This is a genomic window from Algoriphagus sp. (assembly GCF_013373065.1).
Lineage (GTDB): Bacteria > Bacteroidota > Bacteroidia > Cytophagales > Cyclobacteriaceae > Algoriphagus.
The window spans coordinates 100,091-118,670 of the sequence record NZ_JABXIN010000015.1 but is presented as its reverse complement, the minus strand read 5'-3'; the positions used below and the strand labels follow the sequence as shown (position 1 = coordinate 118,670).

Annotated in this window: 11 protein-coding genes; 4 read left to right on the top strand and 7 right to left on the bottom strand. The window is 41.9% G+C overall.

What is annotated here, in order from left to right; all coding sequences use genetic code 11:
• Position 1 precedes the first annotated feature (1 nt).
• Positions 2-2,941, top strand: coding sequence for a prolyl oligopeptidase family serine peptidase (locus HWE15_RS11485; protein ID WP_290507679.1), 2,940 nt, complete (start codon positions 2-4; stop codon positions 2,939-2,941).
• Positions 2,942-3,024: 83 nt separating this feature from the next.
• Here the strand turns inward: HWE15_RS11485 and HWE15_RS11480 are convergent, their stop codons facing one another.
• On the bottom strand, positions 3,025-3,603 hold the full coding sequence (locus HWE15_RS11480) for a DsrE family protein (protein ID WP_290507678.1): 579 nt from the start codon (positions 3,601-3,603) through the stop codon (positions 3,025-3,027).
• Positions 3,604-3,828: 225 nt separating this feature from the next.
• Between HWE15_RS11480 and HWE15_RS11475 the strand changes: the two genes are divergently transcribed.
• Together HWE15_RS11475 and HWE15_RS11470 are read left to right on the top strand one after the other, a co-directional pair.
• The gene (locus HWE15_RS11475) at positions 3,829-6,213 is read left to right on the top strand and encodes a TonB-dependent receptor (RefSeq protein ID WP_367203948.1); all 2,385 of its coding nucleotides are present in this window, start codon (positions 3,829-3,831) and stop codon (positions 6,211-6,213) included.
• A 76-nt stretch (positions 6,214-6,289) separates the two neighbouring features.
• A complete protein-coding gene (locus tag HWE15_RS11470; protein ID WP_290507677.1) occupies positions 6,290-8,473 on the top strand; it encodes a DUF5916 domain-containing protein in 2,184 nt (727 codons plus the stop codon).
• Here HWE15_RS11470 and HWE15_RS11465 read toward each other — a convergent pair.
• From HWE15_RS11465 to HWE15_RS11455, 3 genes are all read right to left on the bottom strand, one after another.
• Complete coding sequence (locus HWE15_RS11465; RefSeq protein WP_290507676.1) at positions 8,470-9,036, bottom strand: pyridoxamine 5'-phosphate oxidase family protein; 567 nt, start codon at positions 9,034-9,036, stop codon at positions 8,470-8,472. The genes HWE15_RS11470 and HWE15_RS11465 overlap by 4 nt on opposite strands.
• The gene (locus HWE15_RS11460) at positions 9,036-9,218 is read right to left on the bottom strand and encodes a CPXCG motif-containing cysteine-rich protein (RefSeq protein ID WP_290507675.1); all 183 of its coding nucleotides are present in this window, start codon (positions 9,216-9,218) and stop codon (positions 9,036-9,038) included. The genes HWE15_RS11465 and HWE15_RS11460 overlap by 1 nt, the downstream gene beginning before the upstream one ends.
• Before the next feature lie 143 nt (positions 9,219-9,361).
• The gene (locus HWE15_RS11455) at positions 9,362-12,478 is read right to left on the bottom strand and encodes a glycosyl hydrolase (RefSeq protein ID WP_290507674.1); all 3,117 of its coding nucleotides are present in this window, start codon (positions 12,476-12,478) and stop codon (positions 9,362-9,364) included.
• 209 nt (positions 12,479-12,687) lie between these two features.
• On the opposite strand from HWE15_RS11455, the gene HWE15_RS11450 reads away from it, so the two are divergent.
• The gene (locus HWE15_RS11450; protein ID WP_290507673.1) at positions 12,688-13,440 is read left to right on the top strand and encodes a carboxypeptidase-like regulatory domain-containing protein; all 753 of its coding nucleotides are present in this window, start codon (positions 12,688-12,690) and stop codon (positions 13,438-13,440) included.
• A gap of 51 nt (positions 13,441-13,491) precedes the next feature.
• On the opposite strand, the gene clpB is transcribed toward HWE15_RS11450, so the two are convergent.
• From clpB to HWE15_RS11435, 3 genes are all read right to left on the bottom strand, one after another.
• Complete coding sequence (gene clpB / locus HWE15_RS11445) at positions 13,492-16,116, bottom strand: ATP-dependent chaperone ClpB (RefSeq protein ID WP_290507672.1); 2,625 nt, start codon at positions 16,114-16,116, stop codon at positions 13,492-13,494.
• A gap of 207 nt (positions 16,117-16,323) precedes the next feature.
• On the bottom strand, positions 16,324-16,839 hold the full coding sequence (locus HWE15_RS11440; RefSeq protein WP_290507671.1) for a hypothetical protein: 516 nt from the start codon (positions 16,837-16,839) through the stop codon (positions 16,324-16,326).
• 189 nt (positions 16,840-17,028) lie between these two features.
• A complete protein-coding gene (locus tag HWE15_RS11435) occupies positions 17,029-18,510 on the bottom strand; it encodes a c-type cytochrome domain-containing protein (protein WP_290507670.1) in 1,482 nt (493 codons plus the stop codon).
• Between the last annotated feature and the right edge of the window lie 70 nt (positions 18,511-18,580).

Genomic DNA, 18,580 nt, shown 5'->3' with positions numbered 1-18,580 from the left:
TATGAAAAGAAAACATTTACTCGCGTTTTGGGCACTTTTCCTTTTTGCCAGTTTGGCAATTGCCCAAGACACCAAACCCATCACTTGGAAAGACATTCCTACCTGGAAATACATGCCAGGTTCGGCATTTCAGCTCTCCCCTGACGGACAGTGGATGGCTTACGGACTCGTTCAACTCGAAGGAGACGGAGAAATCATCCTGCAAAAAGTAGGCGATGAATCCAGTAAGAAAACCTTCAAAATCGGTTCAACCAACTTCCCGTCTATGCAATTCAGTGAGGATGGAAAATGGTTTGCCTACACCGAATACCCGACTTTTTCACAGAAAAAAGCCAATGAAAAGAGCAAGGGAAAACCGCTCAAGAACAAGGCTGTTCTGATCAAATTAGGAAATGATGACAAAATAGAGTTCGAAAGTGTCAGCAATTACGCATTCAATGGGAAAGCCTCCACTGTTTTGGCAGTAAACCTTTCCAAAGAAGGAAATGGAAATGGTGGCGATGTGCGAGGATCTGATTTATTGATTTATCATCTCAATAGCGAAAAATCCCAAAACCTTGGAAATGTGGCTGATTTCTCTTTTAACAAGGCAGGCAATTACCTCGCCTATACAGTCGATGCAGCCAATCAATCCGGAAATGGAGTATATCTAATGAATGTAGCAGGGAATAACATCCAAATCTTGGATTCTGACAAAGCCTCCTACAGATCCTTGGCTTGGACCGAAAAAGGAGATGCTTTTGCTGCATTGAAGATGGTAAAGGATAAAAAATACAAGCAGGATAAAGGACAAGTTGTAGGAGTGAAAAACCTAAGTGCTCCTCAGGTTACGGTATACAATCCCGAGAAAGACTCAGTCAATTTTGACCAAGCTTACACCATTTCTCCAAACAGAAGACCCATGTGGTCGGAGGATTTGACCCGTCTATTCTATGGAATTCATCCACTGGAATTAGCCGAGAAGAAAGAGGAGAAAAAAGAGGTAGATCAAGACTCCGTAAAAAAAGCTGAAGCTGAAGCCATGAAAAAAATCATGGCTGATACGACCATCAAATCCATTTCAGACCTACAAAAGGCAATCGCCAAATTGGATTCTGGAAAGGTGAAAGACAAGAAAGAGAATGATGCCAAAAAGCCGGATATGACCATATGGCACTGGAATGATAGCCGTCTCCAATCCCGACAGCAGGTCATGCAAAATCAGGACAAAAACTACAGCTTCTGGGCGATGTATGATATCAATGCAGGAAAGCATATCCAATTGCAGGACAGCAGCATGCGAGACCTGAATATCTTGGACAAGCAGCACTATGCCCTCGGAGCTGATTACTCAGCCTACGAACTAGATATGAACTTGGATGGACAGCGTTACCAGGATTTTTACATCGTGGATTTGAAAACCGGAGAGCGAAAAGAGCTATTCAAAAAATTCTATTTGCCATCATTTGGCTCTTTCCCAAGAGAATCACCGGATGGGACCAAGTTGATTTATGGACTCGATGGACATTACTACATCTATGATATCCCTACCGGTCAGAGCAAAAATATCACAGAGGGAATGTCTGTTTCTTTTGTTAATGTTGAAGACGATCACAATGTGGAAAAACCATTGTACAGTGCGTTGGGCTGGAGTTCAGATAGCAAATATGTCCTGCTCCGAGATGGATGGGATATTTGGCAAGTTCCGGTGGCTTCTTCCAAAGAAATGCCTATTAATTTAACTATAAACGGAAGAGCCGATCAAATCCGCTATCAGTATCGATTCACTTTGGATCCGGAAGAAAAAGGAATCGACCTAAGCAAGCCAGCCTATATCCGTACCTATGGAGAGTGGACCAAAAAATCTGGTATTGCTCAACTCTCCCCTGCCAAAAAAGGAGGATTAACACCGGGAGCAACTATGCTGATTTGGGATGATTTCAATGTAGGAAATCTATCCAAAGCCAAAAATGCCGATAGCTATTATTTCTTCCAGGAGAAATTCAACGAACCTACTCAGGTTTACTTGACAGACGCATCCCTTTCCAACCCCAAGCAAGTGACAGAAAATGCACCGGATGCAGATAAATACGCTTGGTCAGCAGGTACGATGTTGGTGGATTATGTTTCAGATAAAGGAGATAAATTACAGGGAACGCTCTTTTTACCAGCTGGCTATGTTGAAGGTCAGAAATATCCAACTGTAGTTTATTACTACGAAAAGCTTTCCCAAACCCGTCACAACTGGTCGAATCCGGGCTATAGCGGTACGGGTTGGAATCCCAACGTGTACACCTCCAATGGTTTTGCAGTCTTTATTCCAGATATTGTGTACAAATTGGATGATCCGGGAATGTCGGCTGTTTGGTGTGTGATTCCTGCTGTGAAGGAAGCCATCAAAACCGGTGTGATTGACGAAAACAACATTGGCATTCACGGCCACTCTTGGGGAGGCTACCAAACTTCCTTCTTGATCACCCAAACCAATATGTTTAAGGCCGCCGCCGCAGGAGCGCCTTTGACCAATATGATTTCCATGTACGATTTGATCTATTGGAACTCGGGTGGTGGAAACATGTCCATCTTTGAAGCTTCACAAGGTAGATTCCGGGGAGGACCTTGGGAAAACTGGGAAGCCTATGAGCGAAATAGCCCGGTTTACCATGTGAAAAACGTAACTACTCCTCTTTTGATGCTTCATAATGACAAAGATGGTGCAGTGGACTTTACCCAAGGAATAGAGTATTACTCTGCTTTAAGGAGATTGAAAAAACCTGTGGTTTTGGTTCAATACAAAGGCGAAAACCACGGTTTAAGTAAGTTGGAAAACAGAAAGGACTACAGTGTTCGAATGATGGAATTCTTTAACCATCACCTAAAAGGTCAAACTGCACCTAACTGGTTGGATAAGGGAATTGAATTACTCGATTTGGATGATCACTTGAAAGAAAGGGCTTTCTAAGAGAATCTTTATTTAGAGGCTAGTGTCAAAAAAATCCCCCGGTGTATATATATCGGGGGATTTCTTTTAAATACTTTTCGTTCCTAATTACTAATATTCAAGTAAGTATAGCCTTGTTGATCCAAGCTAACAAAGGAATATTTTGCTGAAATCGCAGGATGAATTAGCGGTGAGATATCCTCCTCCTTGACATTCAAGAATCCCATACTTTGCCCGCATACATAGAACTTTACTCCAACCTCATGTAGCAGTTTTATCGCCTCCAAATTTGGATTAGGCTTCCCATATTTTTCCTGGTATTCCTGATCATTCAAAATCGCCTGAACCAAGCCTCCATGAATAACAGCTGCGATATGGAGTTTTTCAGCGGGCACACCAGTAGCAATGCCCAAATTATAGGTTCTTGCCACTTCCAAAAAAGTCTGATGAATAGCAGTCGTATCCCGAATTCTTCCATATAAATCCAACACAACCTTGTAATCCAAGGTAGAATCATACATCAAAGCTGGATCCTGAATAGGCATTACTCCTACAAAGGGATGAAAATCCAAAACGGGATAGGTAATATGATCTTTGATATGGGGTGGAACTTCTTCCTGAGCAATGGCCTTCAGAGAAAACCCTAGGAAAATCACCAAGCAAGCTAAGCCTATCTTTTTCATAAAATTTGATTTTATAGCATTGTAAAAAGGTAGGTAGATTTAGCTGAAAATCATATAGCTAGCTTTGTTTGTTGGGAATTATTACTTGATACTGATATTCTCAATCTTTAATCTAAGACTATCATCCCACCATTGGTAGAAATTAAGATTTAATTCCCAGGCAAGTATTTTAAATTGTTTATCTCAATTGGCAAGTACATACTTACCTGACCAGCCTATAAACCTATGATGACCAGCCCATACCTCATTAGACCGGCCTTGGTTGGATGTTTGCTATTCTTTTCGCTTACTTTTTCTGTTTTCTCCCAAGGAAAATTACGCGGAACAGTACAGGAGCTAAATTCCAAACAGGCTCTTTCCTTTGCCTCCGTAGCCGTTTATTCCCCAACAGATAGCCTAATTGGAGGTGGGATTACCGAAGAAAATGGAAATTTTTCCATCGATCTTCCCTTAGGGAAATTTTATGTCCTCATTGAATTCATGGGCTTTGAAACCTTCAAGACTGACGTTTTCGAGCTTAGCCGATCAACCAATCAAAAGGATTTGGGTATTATTTTACTGAAGTCATCTGCAGAAGATTTAGACGAAGTAGTGGTGCAGGGAGAAAAGACCATCATGGAACTATCCCTGGATAAGCGAATCTTTAATGTCGGAAAAGACCTCGCCAATGCAGGCGGTACGGCTACGGATATTTTAATGAACCTCCCCTCGGTAGCCGTAGACCCTGAGGGAAATGTCCGCCTGAGAGGATCTTCGAATGTGCGGATTTTAATCGATGGAAAACCTTCTGGATTGGTAAGTTTCAAAGGCTCCTCTGGCTTGCGTCAACTCCCTGCCAATCTTGTCGAACGGGTAGAAGTCATTACCAATCCTTCTGCTCGCTATGAAGCCGAAGGAATGGCCGGAGTAATCAATATTATTTTGAAAAAGGACAACAAACAAGGTTTCAATGGGTCCTTTGAAGTAATTGCAGGTACACCTCTTAATCTTGGATTCTCCGCGAATTTGAATTATCGAAAAAACCGAATCAACTGGTTCATCAATTATGGCTTTGCGCGTCGCTATCAGCCTTATGTCAGCGAACAATACCAAGAGGTCTACGAAAACGGAGAAACACTCATCTTGAATCAGGCCAATTCCGGTGAACTTCGGGGCTGGAATAATAACATCCGCGGCGGTTTGGATTATTTCTTTTCGGAACAAAGCGTTCTGACCATGTCCTACCTTTGGCGAAGAACAGACGGAAGAAGAATCACCGATATCCGCTACGATGATTACCTGAACTCTCTTGATAATTTCCTGGGCTACTCCCTGAGAAGACAAGACGAAAAGGAAAAAGAACCCAATTCAGAGATTGCCTTGAATTACAAGCGAAGTTTTGCAGAAAAAGGCCATGAACTGACTGCTACCTTTACCTATTTGAACTATTGGGAAAATTCCGATCAGCTATTTACCGAGTTTCGTTTTGATGCAGGAGGACAGCCTGTTCCCGAGGAAGATTTGGTACAAACCTCTCTCAACGATGAATTTGAAAATCAATACCTCTTTCAACTGGATTATGTAAAACCCATAGGTTCAGAAGGTAAATTCGAAACCGGGGTTCGTACCAGTTTTCGGGAAATGGAAAATGACTTCATCGTTTCCGAGGAAAATGAAAGCGGTGAATTAGTTCCTTTACCCGGGCTCGATAATATTTTCCTCTACAATGAAAATATCTTGGCTGCCTATGGAATCATTGGGAACAAAACTGGAAACTGGAGTTATCAAGCAGGTCTTCGTGCAGAACATACCGACGTCGAAACCATTCTAGCCGAAACCAACGAGCGCAATCCCAGAAATTATACCAACCTCTTCCCTAGCGCCCATTTGACTTACAACATTTCCGAGGAAAATGCATTTCAACTTAGCTATTCCCGCCGTGTTCGCAGACCCGTTTATAACGACCTGAGTCCTTATGTTACCTTTTCCGATCAGCGAAATTTTTTCAGTGGAAATCCAGATTTGAATCCTGAATTTACTGACGCCTTCGAATTGGGACACATCAAGTATTTCGATAAAGGCACCCTATTTTCCACTGCCTATTTTCGAAATACTGTTGATAAAATCGAGCGAATCCGAAGCGTTAACGAAGAGGGGTTTGCGACGACGCTCCCTTACAATTTAACGGGTGAGCAATCCTTCGGCTTGGAATTCAGTGCTGACTATCGACCCACAGATTGGTGGAAACTGGATCTGAACTTAAATTTCTTCCATGCTGATATCGATGGAAGTAATATTCAAGCTGATTTTCAAGCAAAAACCACTTCTTTCTTAGCCCGACAAACTTCCCGATTCACCTTGGAGAATGGATGGGATTTACAACTCCGAACAAACTATGATGCCAGGCAAAAGACCGCTCAAGGAGTGCGAAAAGGCATTTTCTTTTTAGACCTTTCAGCTAGTAAACAAATTATGCAAGAACGCGGCCGATTGATTTTGACCGTGAATGATATCCTCAATTCCAGAAGAAATCGATTCATTACGGAAGGAGAAAACTTCTTTACAGAAGGAGATTCTCAGTTTATCCGAAGACAAATCAATCTCACATTCTCTTTCCGAGTCAAACAATAAGCCCATTAAGAAGCCTTTGCTATAAAAGTCACAAAAAATGGCTAACAAAAACTCTAACTTTGTAAGCCCATAGCTCATGACCCGATCACTCACCCTATCAATCTTTCTCTTTGGTTTTTTGCTCGTTTTTGTTGCCAAAGCTCAAAAAATAAACGATGACTATCGCTTGCAAATCCGAAAGGCAAGTTCGGAAATCATCATAGATGGCGTTCTAGACGAACAAGCCTGGCTTGATGCCGAAGTAGCGACTGATTTTTTCATGATTACTCCCATGGATACAAGTTTCGCCCAGGTCAAAACTGATGTCCGCATGACCTACGACGACCAGCATTTATACCTGATCGTAGTCAACCACCATGCCGTAGAAGGCCCTTACATGGTGGAATCGCTCCGTAGAGATTTCAGTTTTGGAAAAAATGACAACTTCCTGCTTTTCATGGACCCCTTTGATGATCAGACAAATGGCTTTTCTTTCGGGGCAAATGCGGCAGGCGCGCAGTGGGACGGCATCATGTACAATGGGGGTTCTGTAGATCTCAGTTGGGACAATAAATGGACTTCCAAGGTCAGAAACTATGAAGACAAATGGATTTTTGAAGCTGCCATCCCTTTCAAATCCATCCGATACAAAAAAGGTATCAAAGAGTGGGGAGTTAATTTTTCCCGACTCGATTTGAAAACTACCGAAAAGTCTGGTTGGGCCCCTGTACCGCGGCAGTTCCCCTCAGCATCTTTAGCTTACACAGGTATTCTGGTTTGGGATAATCCTCCACCGGATCCCGGTGCAAATATTTCAGTCATCCCCTATCTATTGGGGGGAGTTTCCAAGGATTTTGAGAATAATGGTGAAACTTCCTATCGAAGAGAAATCGGTATGGATGCCAAAATTTCTCTGACTTCTTCTCTGAACTTGGACCTTACTGTCAATCCTGATTTTTCCCAAGTGGAAGTAGACCGGCAGGTGACCAATCTGGATCGATTTGAATTATTCTTTCCGGAAAGACGCCAATTCTTTCTGGAAAACGGAGACCTCTTCGCCAACTTTGGCTACAGCACCATTCGTCCTTTCTTTTCCAGAAGAATAGGGCTGAATGCTCCCATTCAATTTGGGGCTCGCCTAAGTGGAAAAATCAACAAAGATTGGCGTATTGGAGCCATGAATATGCAAACAGGTGAGGTAAGTGAAGAAGGGCTCCCTTCGCAGAATTTCACAGTGATGGCCTTGCAACGGCAAGTCGGGGCAAGGAGTAATGTCACGGGAATTTTCATTAATAAACAATCCTTAAACTACAATCCTGATCCCAATTCAGAAGACCCCATTTATTCCCAATTCAACCGAAATGTGGGATTGGAATACAACCTGGCCTCTTCCAATAATTTATGGACCGGGAAGGCCATGCTACTTCAAAGCTTCGGTCCGGATAATCAGGCAAATGGTTTTGTCCATGCAGCCAACTTAAAATATGCTTCCGGAAACCTGACCTGGAACTGGCAGCATGAACTGGTTTCTGAAAACTACACAGCAGAAGTTGGCTATGTTCCACGAAGAGGCTATACCAAAATCAATCCGACGATTGGTTATCGATGGTTTCCGGTCAGTGAAAAAATCCTCAGTCATGGTCCGGATTTTGGCACTACTTTTTTCTTCAATAAAGAGGGTGAAAAAACCGATAACACTACCTATTTAGCCTACAATATCAAATGGCGAAGCCAAAGCACTTTTATGCTTTGGACAGCTTCCGATTACATTCTCTTGCAACGGCCATTTGATCCTACCAACTTTTCTGGAGAAACTCTTCCGGCAGGAACTGAACATTCATGGAGTGCCATAGGTGCGGAATACAACTCCAAACCCCAAAGTTTATTTACCTATAGTTTTACCACCCGCTTGGGAGGCTATTATGCCGGTGGCAAACGATATAATTTTACCACAGATCTCGGCTACCGATTCCAGCCTTATGTCAGTCTTGCCTTGAGTACCAATTTCAATCGAATCAATCTACCAGAACCTTGGGGAAACACGGATTTCTGGTTGGTAGGTCCTCGGATTGATGTGACTATGACCAACACCTTGTTCTTTACGGCTTTTGTTCAATACAATGAACAAATCGAAAACATCAATTTAAATACACGATTCCAATGGCGATTTAAGCCAGCTTCAGATCTTTTTATCGTCTACACGGACAATTATTTACCGGCCCCATTTTACACCAAAAACCGCTCAATTGTTCTCAAATTCACCTATTGGTGGAATATTTAAGGCACCAGCCAAGTCCCCTCCCAATCTTTATCTTTAGCAAACAGTACTCGAAGATGCCCCTCCTTTCGAAGCTGCAGCACATCGATTTCAAAAGGCTCCAACTCCAAAACGGTGAAAAAGTGGTTTTCTAAATCTCCTTGGTTCCATCCTTCTAGGGAGTTTGAAATAGGAGTTCCTGGAGCTTTGGCACCAGTATATTCTGATCCTCGGTGGGCTGGAATTGTTTTACAAAGGTTTTCAGCCAATTCATCCTGAAAATGGAGCTTAGCCTTAGTCTTCACCCGGATTTGAACCTGCTTTTTGGGATGATAAAAATGAAGCGTAGCATTCGGGTTGACCTTTAAATCCGAGCACTTTTTTGATCGGTAATCGGTATAGACAAAAAAATGAAGCTCCTCACTTACCCTCCTCATCACCACGGTTCGTACCGAGGGAAAATCCCCTGAGATGGTACCCAAATTCACCCAATGAAAAGGGTGTTTTACGTCCAATGCACCACGATGAAGTTCATGCTTGACCACTTGCCAAATTTCTACCAAAGAGTCTTCTTTTGAAAAAAGCATTACTGTTCAATTGAGTTAGCTTCAAAATAGACCAATACTCCCTCCTCAAATTCTATCTGAATCTCGATTGGATTGCAGCAAACTTCGCAGTCCTCAATGTACTCCTGTCGGGAAACCGAGAGGTCGAGAAGCATAGAAATCTCCTGAAAGCAATGGGGGCACTGGAAGAAGTGTTCGTGCATAGAAATTAAACAGGTGAAGGAGGAAAAAGTTGATTAGATCCCCTACAAAAAACGTCATCGCGAGCGAAGCGACGCGATCTTTTTCGAAAGAGATTGCTTCACTAAGTTCGCGATGACGAAACTCTATTAATTCATTTTCCTCCTTAATCCTTCTTCGGAGCCAAAATCGGGATCTTTTGATCAATCATGGATTTTTCCAAAGCCTGAGTTGAAGCCATCACTGCATCGACTTGGCCTTTGACTCTTTCGAAAACACTCAAAAGATCTTTTACCCGTTGCTTTTGTCCTTCTGTAATTGGTGGCTCACCCTCATTGATCGCACCGTAAATATGTAGAAGATCTGCATCCAGTTTATTCGGGAAGTTAATAACATCCTGGAAGGTCTTCTGTTTGGTCTGAATCAATTCTGATTCCGCTTCATCTATTGTAGTGAGAACTACTTTTGCCTGATCATGCCAATCTTTGTATTTCTCAGCATCCACTCGAGCTGTCAAATCTTTGATTTGACCACGGATGCTCCGCAGATCTTCAGCCATCTTTCTAGTATCGATAATCGCTTCTCGCAAAGTCAATAGTTGGCTTTCTTGTTCCTGATACTGTGCAGCAGTTGCTGTCCATCTAGGATCTGCTTTGACAGTAAGGTCTTTGGTGATTTGTTGATCCCCATAGCGCATCACGAGTTTGTAATTACCGGGAATCACTCGTTGGGCCGAAGAACCAATTCCTGAAAATACTCCTTCCACTCCCTCAAAAGCATCCAAACTCAAATCCCAATTGAGCCTATTCATTCCTGCCTCTTTCTTAATTTTTCCGGTCTTTGCTTTGGAATCCGTCGTGAATTTTCGAAGCACTTTTCCATTCATATCTTGCAATTCCGCTTCCAAAATGACTGAATCAGCATTTTCTTTGAGGTAATACATCACGGTGAAACCTGGATAAGGATTTTGTCCTAATTGAGGGTTATTCCCCCGCATGGCATAATCCCGTATTGCAGCTTCTGGTTCATAGACAAAGAAATCTGATGAAGCAGCTTCCTGCAATTCATACAAAGGATTCAAATCATCCATCACCCAAAATGCTCTTCCTGAAGTGGCAATGATCAAGTCATTATCCTGAATCATCAAATCATTGATCGGTACCACCGGTAAGTTCTGTTGGAATTTCTCCCATTTTTGGCCTCCATTGAAAGAAACATAGAGACCAGTTTCAGTTCCAGCATACAGCAAGTCTTTCTGATTGGGATCTTCTCGAACCACCCGAACAAAAGCTTCCTCCTCAATGCCATTCACCAAGCGAGTCCAAGTCGCTCCATAGTCGATAGATTTGAATACGTGAGGTGTGAAATCATTGTATTTGTAACTAGTGAAAGCAACATAAACTGTCGCCGGATCATGGGGTGAAACTTCAATCTGATTAACCATGCCTTCCGGTGTATTAGGGATGGTGATGTTGGTCCAACTTTGACCTCCATCCTTGGTCACATGCAAAAGACCATCATCCGCTCCTGTATACAAAACATCCGGAGTGTGAGGAGATTCTGCCAAGTACATGATGGTGTGAAAAACTTCCCCACCTGCTCCTTCATTTGTAATTGGACCTCCACCATAATCCAAATGTGCTGGATCATTTTTAGTCAAATCCGGAGAAACTTCCTCCCAGCTTAATCCTCGATTTGTTGTCTTTAAAACCACATTTCCTGCATGGTAAATCACCGAAGGATCATGCTTCGATGCAATAATTGGTGCATTCCAGTTGAAGCGGTACTTAACTTCGGCAGGCTTGGAAGCCAATCCCTGGTAAGGATAAGCCATCACATCCTTTTCCAATTTGGTTTGGGAATTCCACTCCGTGATGATTCCTTGGTAACAACCTGAATACACATAGATAGGATTTTCAGGGTCAAAAGCAGAGTAAGCCGATTCACAGCCCCCAACCGGATAAAACTCATCCCAGCCAATCCCTCCACCATTTGCTCTTGATGCAATGGAAACAGAAGAATTATCCTGTTGTCCTCCATAAATTCGATATGGAAACTGTTTGTCCACATTCACCCGGTAGAATTGAGCAGTTGGCTGATTATCCTGCCGAGACCAGGTTTTTCCACCATCAATGGAAACATTCCCTCCCCCATCATTGGCATTCACCATGTATTGGGGATGTGCTGGATTGATCCAAAGCTGATGGTTGTCTCCATGTCTCGTTCGAAGATTGACGAATGTTTTTCCTCCATCTTTTGATTCCACTAAAGGAGCATTCATGATATACACTGTTTCGGGCTCAGTTGGGTGAGCCAAGATGTGCATGTAATACCAAGATCTAGCACGAAGCAACCGATCCCCATTAACCAAGCGCCAAGACTTACCAGCATCATTCGAGCGATAAAGCCCCCCATCTTCGGCTTCAATAATTGCCCAAACGATATTGTTATTGGCGCGGGAAACAGAGATCCCAATTTTACCCATTACACCTTTCGGAAGGCCTTCCGAAAGCTTTTCCCAAGTTTTGCCCATATCCGAAGACTTGTAAATCCCTGAACTGGGACCTCCGCTCTGTACTTTCCAAGGGAAACGGCGATGATCCCAATAAGCTGCATAGATCATTCGTGGATTTTTCATATCCATGCTCAAATCCGAAACTCCGGAATTTTCATCTACATAATGTACTTTTTCCCAAGTCTCCCCTCCATCTTCAGAGCGATAAATCCCTCGTGCATCGGTAGCGCCGTAGGGACTTCCTTGTCCACCCACGATGACTAAGTCAGGATTGCTTGGGTGAACAACTATTTTGGAAATCTGTCGAATTTCAGATAGCCCCATATGCTTCCAGGTCTTTCCCCCATCGACTGATTTGTAAACTCCATCTCCATGGGAAGTCATCACACCTCGGACAGGTGCTTCACCCATCCCAACATAGACTACATTGGGGTCAGATTCGGCTACGGTAATCGCTCCAACTGAAGCCGTACCAAAATAGCCATCGGAAACATTAAACCAGCTTTCGCCAGCATCGGTGGTTTTCCAAACTCCACCAACAGAACCCATGTAAAAAGTCAGTGGCTCTTGGACAACTCCAGCAACTGCTGTGGCTCTGCCTCCTCGAAAAGGACCGACAAGACGAAATTCCATCGCATTGTAAAGAGCGGTGTCAAAACTCGCCTCTTGAGTAGTCTCAGATTTCTTTTTCGATTTCTGGGAAAAGGAACTTTCGGGCGAAAAAAGAAAAATAAGTCCCAAAATAACTGGGATAAATTTGGTCTTCATGATTGATAGATTTGGTGGTAAAAGGTAAGATACAAAAGGATATGATAAACTTTAGAAAAAATAGAAAAGAACCTTTTAAGAGAAGATTAGACCTAAGTTTTTTCTATGGGGTAAAAATATTTTGGCCAAAATGAAAGCGAAAACAATTTTTAGGTTTTGATAAAAATTTTAAATTTATAGTTAATATTTTCCATTTGAGTATATTGTAAATGAAGGCTAAAATCCATATCCCAAAGCCTTGTTCTGAAAAACCGAAAAATTTCAAGCCGACTTCAAGTGGTGGGTTTTGCCAACATTGCCAAAAGGAAGTGGTTGATTTTAGAGGAAAGAACAAACGAGAAATTCTCTCTTTTTTATCAAAAAATCCGTCTAAACCGTGTGGCATATTTTCTCCTAATCAATTACCAATCCAAGAGAGTCCAATCAGAAAAGTGAAATTCCAAGGGATCTGGGCTTTTGGTTTTTTAGGATTAATGGGATTTTCTTTACCTGCATTTTCTCAATCTTCCCTCCCTCATCCATTGGAGCAAACTCCTATTGATGATAATTTGAATTTAAAAACCGATACCCATTCATTCTTTAGTAGAACAATTAAAGGTAAAGCGATAAGTTTCTACTTTAATGAAAAACAACCATTAGCTGGGGCAACAATAAAAATTAAAGATTATTCTATCGGAACTACTGCTGACACGGATGGGTACTTTGAACTTGAAGTCCCAGATTCAATCACTGATCAAAAAATTACTATACAACTTTCTTTTGTTGGATATAAAATTAGAGAAGTGACTATCTATGACACTCAATTGCCAGTCCAATTAGGTGAAATTGAATTATACGAAGATGACACAGCCCTGATGGGTGAAATTATCTACATAAAACCAACTTTTTGGCAAAAGATAAAGCAGATTTTCAAAGCGAAAAAACCTCAATACTGCACCGATCCCAATCATCAGCATACATAAAAAACCCTCGAGAAGATTCTTCCCGAGGGTTGATTTAGGTTTGGGCGAAGATTACTCCACCTCCACCGGTGTCTCAATATTCTTGAAATACACCTGTTTATCAGCATCCAAGTCAACCAAGACAGCTGAATCATTTTTGATGTAACCCGCCAAGATTTCCTTGGAAAGCTCATTCAAGATCAATCGCTGCATGGTTCGCTTCAATGGTCTGGCACCAAACTGCGGGTCAAACCCAACTTCAGCCAAGTAATCCAACACCTCTGGCGTAGCCTCTATTTCAATATTGGATTCAGACAATCGTTTCTGAATCTCTCTCCATTGGATATCCACAATTTTGCGGATAATCTCTTTGTTGAGCGGCTCGAACATGATGGTTTCATCGATTCGGTTCAAGAATTCTGGACGAACTGACTTCTTCAATAAGTCGAAGACTTCTGCTTTCGTCTTTTCCAAGATCTCTTCCTTGTTCCAACCCTCCATCTCAGCAAATCGCTCCTGAATCAAGTGCGAACCAATATTGGTGGTCATGATGATGATCGTATTCTTGAAGTTGGCGATTCGGCCCTTGTTATCCGTCAATCGGCCATCATCCAGAACTTGCAACAGGATATTAAATACATCTGGATGGGCTTTCTCAATCTCATCCAAGAGAATAACAGAGTAAGGCTTTCTTCGAACTGCTTCAGTCAATTGCCCGCCTTCATCGTATCCCACGTATCCTGGAGGTGCCCCCACCAATCGGCTGACGGCATGTCGCTCTTGATATTCGGACATATCGATTCGTACCATGGCATTTTCATCGTTGAAAAGATACTCTGCCAAAGCTTTCGCCAATTCGGTTTTACCGACCCCTGTAGTCCCCATAAAGATGAAGCTACCGATCGGACGTCTTGGATCCTGCAATCCTGCTCTGCTTCGACGTACAGCGTCAGAAAGGGCCGCAATTGCCTCCTTCTGTCCTGCCACTCGTCGACCCAATTCATCTTCCAAATGGAGTAATTTTTCCCGTTCGGACTGTATCATCTTGCTTACTGGAATCCCCGTCCATTTAGAAACGACAGCAGCAATATCCTCAGCATCCACTTCTTCTTTTAACAAAGGAGAACCGGATTGCATCTCTATTAATTGCTTTTGGAAAGATTCAAGTTTCTTTTCAGACTCCACAATCTTTCCGTATCGGATTTCTGCTACTTTTCCGAAGTCACCCGCTCGTTCAGCTTGCTCGGCTTCCAGCTTGAACTTATCAATGTTCTCTTTTTCTCGCTGAATGCCCATGATGACAGCCTTTTCGCTTTCCCACTTCGCCTTTACAGACTGACGTTTTTCGGAAAGCTCAGCAATCTCCTTGCTCAAGGAGGCTTCCTTATCCTTGTTATTTTCTCTTCGAATCGCTTCCCGCTCAATTTCCAATTGCATGATGCGACGATTCAACTCATCCAATTCCTGAGGTAGGGAATCAATCTCCATTCTCAGTTTGGCTGCTGCCTCATCCATCAAGTCAATCGCCTTATCGGGCAAGAATCGATCGGTGATATAGCGCTGGGATAATTCAACGGCTGCAATTACCGCATCATCTTTGATCCTAACTCCGTGGTGTAATTCATACTTATCCTTAATTCCTCTAAGGATGGAGATTGCATCCGCAGCATCCGGTTCATCGACGATAACCGCTTGGAATCGACGCTCAAGCGCTTTATCCTTTTCGATATATTTCTGATATTCTTTAAGAGTAGTTGCACCAATGGCATGCAATTCACCTCTTGCCAAAGCTGGCTTCAATAAGTTGGCGGCATCCATGGCGCCTTCCCCTCCACCTCCGGCTCCGATCAAGGTATGAATCTCGTCAATGAAGAGAATAATCTCCCCTTCAGAGTCAGTCACTTCCTTGATCACCGCTTTCAGTCTCTCCTCGAATTCACCTTTGTATTTCGCACCAGCTACCAACAAACCCATATCCAAGGAGATAAGCGTTTTGGATTTTAGGTTTTCGGGCACATCCCCGGAAACGATTCGCTGAGCCAATCCTTCTACAATTGCTGTTTTACCTACCCCGGGTTCCCCCAAAAGGATAGGATTATTTTTTGTACGTCTTGCCAAGATTTGCAATACGCGCCTAATCTCTTCATCACGGCCAATGACAGGGTCTATTTTGCCCTTTTTGGCCAACTCATTTAGGTTTTTGGAATACTTTTCCAAAGCCCTATACTTACTTTCTGCGTTAGGGTCAGTCACTTTAGTTCCTTTTCGTAATTCTTTAATTGCTTCGATCAGGGGCTTTTCGGCCACACCTTGATCCTTCAAGAGTTGGGCAGTGGCATCTGCACCTGCCAAAATCCCCAAGAGCAAATGCTCAATGGCGACAAATTCATCCCCAAAGGTTTTGAGATAATCCTTCGCTTTGGTCAATGCCTGGTTAGCAGCACTTGATAGATATGGCTGCTGATTATCTCCGCTTACTTTAGGGAGCTTTCCCAATTGCTCATCAAGCTTTTGGGAAATCAACTGCTTATTCGCTCCGAGTTTTTTGAAGACAAAATCGGTGACGTTTTCATCCTCAAAAAAGACTCCTTTCAGCAAATGAGCTGGCTCAATGGTAGGTTGCCCTGCACCCATTGCCAGCTCAACGGCTTTCTGGATCGCCTCCTGAGATTTGATAGTAAATTGCTTGAAATCCATGTATCGCTAGTGGTTTAGTTGCTTTTTGATTCTCATAAATCTATTTAGCAAATCCACCTCCAAAGCGATTTTTCGGCCAGAATGACTGAAAAACCACCCCTATTTGAGTTGATTAGGAAATTTTGGCAGAAAAAAATCCCCCAAAATTTCAACTAAGGGGGATCGAAAGTTTTGACAATTAAATTATACAGGAACTAATGCTGTTTTTTAATTTCCTGACTTCAAAAGCTCTTTTGCAGGTGGAGCTTTCTGATTGCTTACTGACTTGCTGTTAATCAAGGATGGGAAAAATAATCTGACCCAATATTTCTCCTGTGTATAAAAGAGCGTCGTCATTCCATCAGAAACATCACTGATGGTATTCATATCTTGGCTATCAAGCCAATTTTGATCAAGAGCCTTGATCATCCGGTTTAAAGGCATGTAGGAGCCATCTGTTTTTTGGATATATACCGGAGTCATCAATTTTCCATTTTGGACAGTGGCCTTTCCCATATAGCATTCACTTTGGGAATTGTTGGTATTGATAATTGAAATAACTACCTCATACTCTCCATCCGTAGCCTTATTTGCACCTCTATTGTAAAACTCGATGTAATAATCCGAATAGCAACCTTTCACACCCTGCATGAAAATGCTGTTTTCGGTAGTAGGAGCTATTTGAGAAAATCCTGTTAGACTACTAACAAGAAATGAAAAAACGAGTAAAAATCTTTTATGCATCACTTTTTTAATTATTTAATTTTAATGTGGTCGGAATTTCGAAATAAATTTTTGAAAAACCCACCCTTTTACACCAAATCAATTTTGCTGGTTCTTTTTATAATTGGCCACTTTACCTTTCCATTAAAAATAGAAAAATAAAGCCTGATTTTTCTTCCTAAAAAATTCAAGAACTCGAAGAAAGTTTATTCACTTTTTAGATGAAATTTCTTTCTCAATTTTCTCAAAAAGCATTCCCTGGTCAATCATCAAACCAGGATACTCATCCTGAATCCGAGCAATTTGTTGCTTTGAAATATTTGAATTCCAAAGATAGATTCGGTTTAGATTTTTCATCTCAGAAAGACGAATTAAAGAAGAGTCCCCAACCGAAGTATTGTATAGATTAATGGATTCAAGGTTCTCCAATTTGGCAAGCATGGAAATCCCTTCATCAGTTATTTCATTATTATCGAGCCTGAGTCTAGTCAGGTTTGGGAACCCCCCAATAATTTCCAACCATGAATCCTCTGCTCCAGAGCCGCCCAAATCCAACCAAGTGATTTGCTCCCTTGCTAAATCCAAGACTTGAATATTTTCCTTGGTAAGATTTCCACCTCCGACTACGTCAAGAAAATTGTTATCATCAGAAAGGGTTGAGACCTTAAAACCTTGTTCTCGCAATTTCTTCAAATCCTCTTCAGGAAGTTTAGCAACTTGAATTTTTTCATAGTGAGCTTTTCTTTTGGTTGATAATCCATAAGTATTCTCTAAAAAAGATTGAATCTCCTCAGGAATACTCTCATCCGTTATTGCCAATTCGGGAGACATCCCATTTTTTATCCAAAAATCCAAAAGCGTGATTTCTCCATAGGAAAGCCCCGCACCTTTTGGTGGCATATACTTCTTACTCGTAGGATTTAGGGTCACTCTGCCAAAAAGCTCACTGGATTCAGGAGAACCTTTTTCGATAGCCGGACCACTATCCCCTCCAGCAAGTAAATCTTCAAGTGAATTAACATTCAAGCCTCCCTTTGGAGAATCTGCATTATGGCAATTCGCACATTTTTGACGGATGGTAGGCCCAATAATATGTTCAAAAATCAGCGTCGAATCTGAGTCTGAGGGGAATGCCAATGAGTCCTGCTCATAATTTGTACTTAGAAAAAGGTCCTGAACAAATTCAGGAGCATAGGTATATAGGTAATTTTCTCCATGGGTCAAGCCTCCTCCCAAATGACCAGTAATTGAAACACTTATAACTATAGCTCCAATGAGCATTCCAAAGGAGGATTTTTGATTAAGAATTGCTCGTTCCATTCGATCAATTTTCAATCTTGAATTGAAGGGAAGCCCTTTCTCACTTTTTCTAAAATATCCCAACATTAACAGAACAGCACCTATCGAAAGTACAGCTACCGCTATTCCCATTACTCGATGCCAAAAAAGATTTTCTGAAGGATATCCCCCTTCTTCCGCTAGAAAGAACCCTAAAATGACAGATACAATTGCGGAAAGTGCTCCAAGAAAAAGTGTTAGGGGCAAAGCATTGAGAAGAAATCGAAACCTTTTTGAATAGGAGAGCAGAAAAAGAATTGCCGCTAAAAGAAGAAAGCCAATAGGTAAATGAACCGAAAGTGAATGAAACCGACCCAAAAAAAGTGTAGTCTCGGACTGTAAAAGGATATACATAAGAGTAAAATTGACTTATTTAAAGATAACAATTTTGTACCTTACCTTACTGTATTACAAAGACTTATTA

Coding starts and splice junctions, on each gene's coding strand:
- HWE15_RS11460 (WP_290507675.1), bottom strand. CDS start 9,218: ATGCACGAACACTTCTTCCAGTGCCCCCATTGCTTTCAGGAGATTTCT.
- HWE15_RS11450 (WP_290507673.1), top strand. CDS start 12,688: ATGAAGGCTAAAATCCATATCCCAAAGCCTTGTTCTGAAAAACCGAAA.
- HWE15_RS11485 (WP_290507679.1), top strand. CDS start 2: ATGAAAAGAAAACATTTACTCGCGTTTTGGGCACTTTTCCTTTTTGCC.
- HWE15_RS11465 (WP_290507676.1), bottom strand. CDS start 9,036: ATGCTTTTTTCAAAAGAAGACTCTTTGGTAGAAATTTGGCAAGTGGTC.
- HWE15_RS11440 (WP_290507671.1), bottom strand. CDS start 16,839: ATGCATAAAAGATTTTTACTCGTTTTTTCATTTCTTGTTAGTAGTCTA.
- HWE15_RS11480 (WP_290507678.1), bottom strand. CDS start 3,603: ATGAAAAAGATAGGCTTAGCTTGCTTGGTGATTTTCCTAGGGTTTTCT.
- HWE15_RS11470 (WP_290507677.1), top strand. CDS start 6,290: ATGACCCGATCACTCACCCTATCAATCTTTCTCTTTGGTTTTTTGCTC.
- clpB (WP_290507672.1), bottom strand. CDS start 16,116: ATGGATTTCAAGCAATTTACTATCAAATCTCAGGAGGCGATCCAGAAA.
- HWE15_RS11435 (WP_290507670.1), bottom strand. CDS start 18,510: ATGTATATCCTTTTACAGTCCGAGACTACACTTTTTTTGGGTCGGTTT.
- HWE15_RS11475 (WP_367203948.1), top strand. CDS start 3,829: ATGATGACCAGCCCATACCTCATTAGACCGGCCTTGGTTGGATGTTTG.
- HWE15_RS11455 (WP_290507674.1), bottom strand. CDS start 12,478: ATGAAGACCAAATTTATCCCAGTTATTTTGGGACTTATTTTTCTTTTT.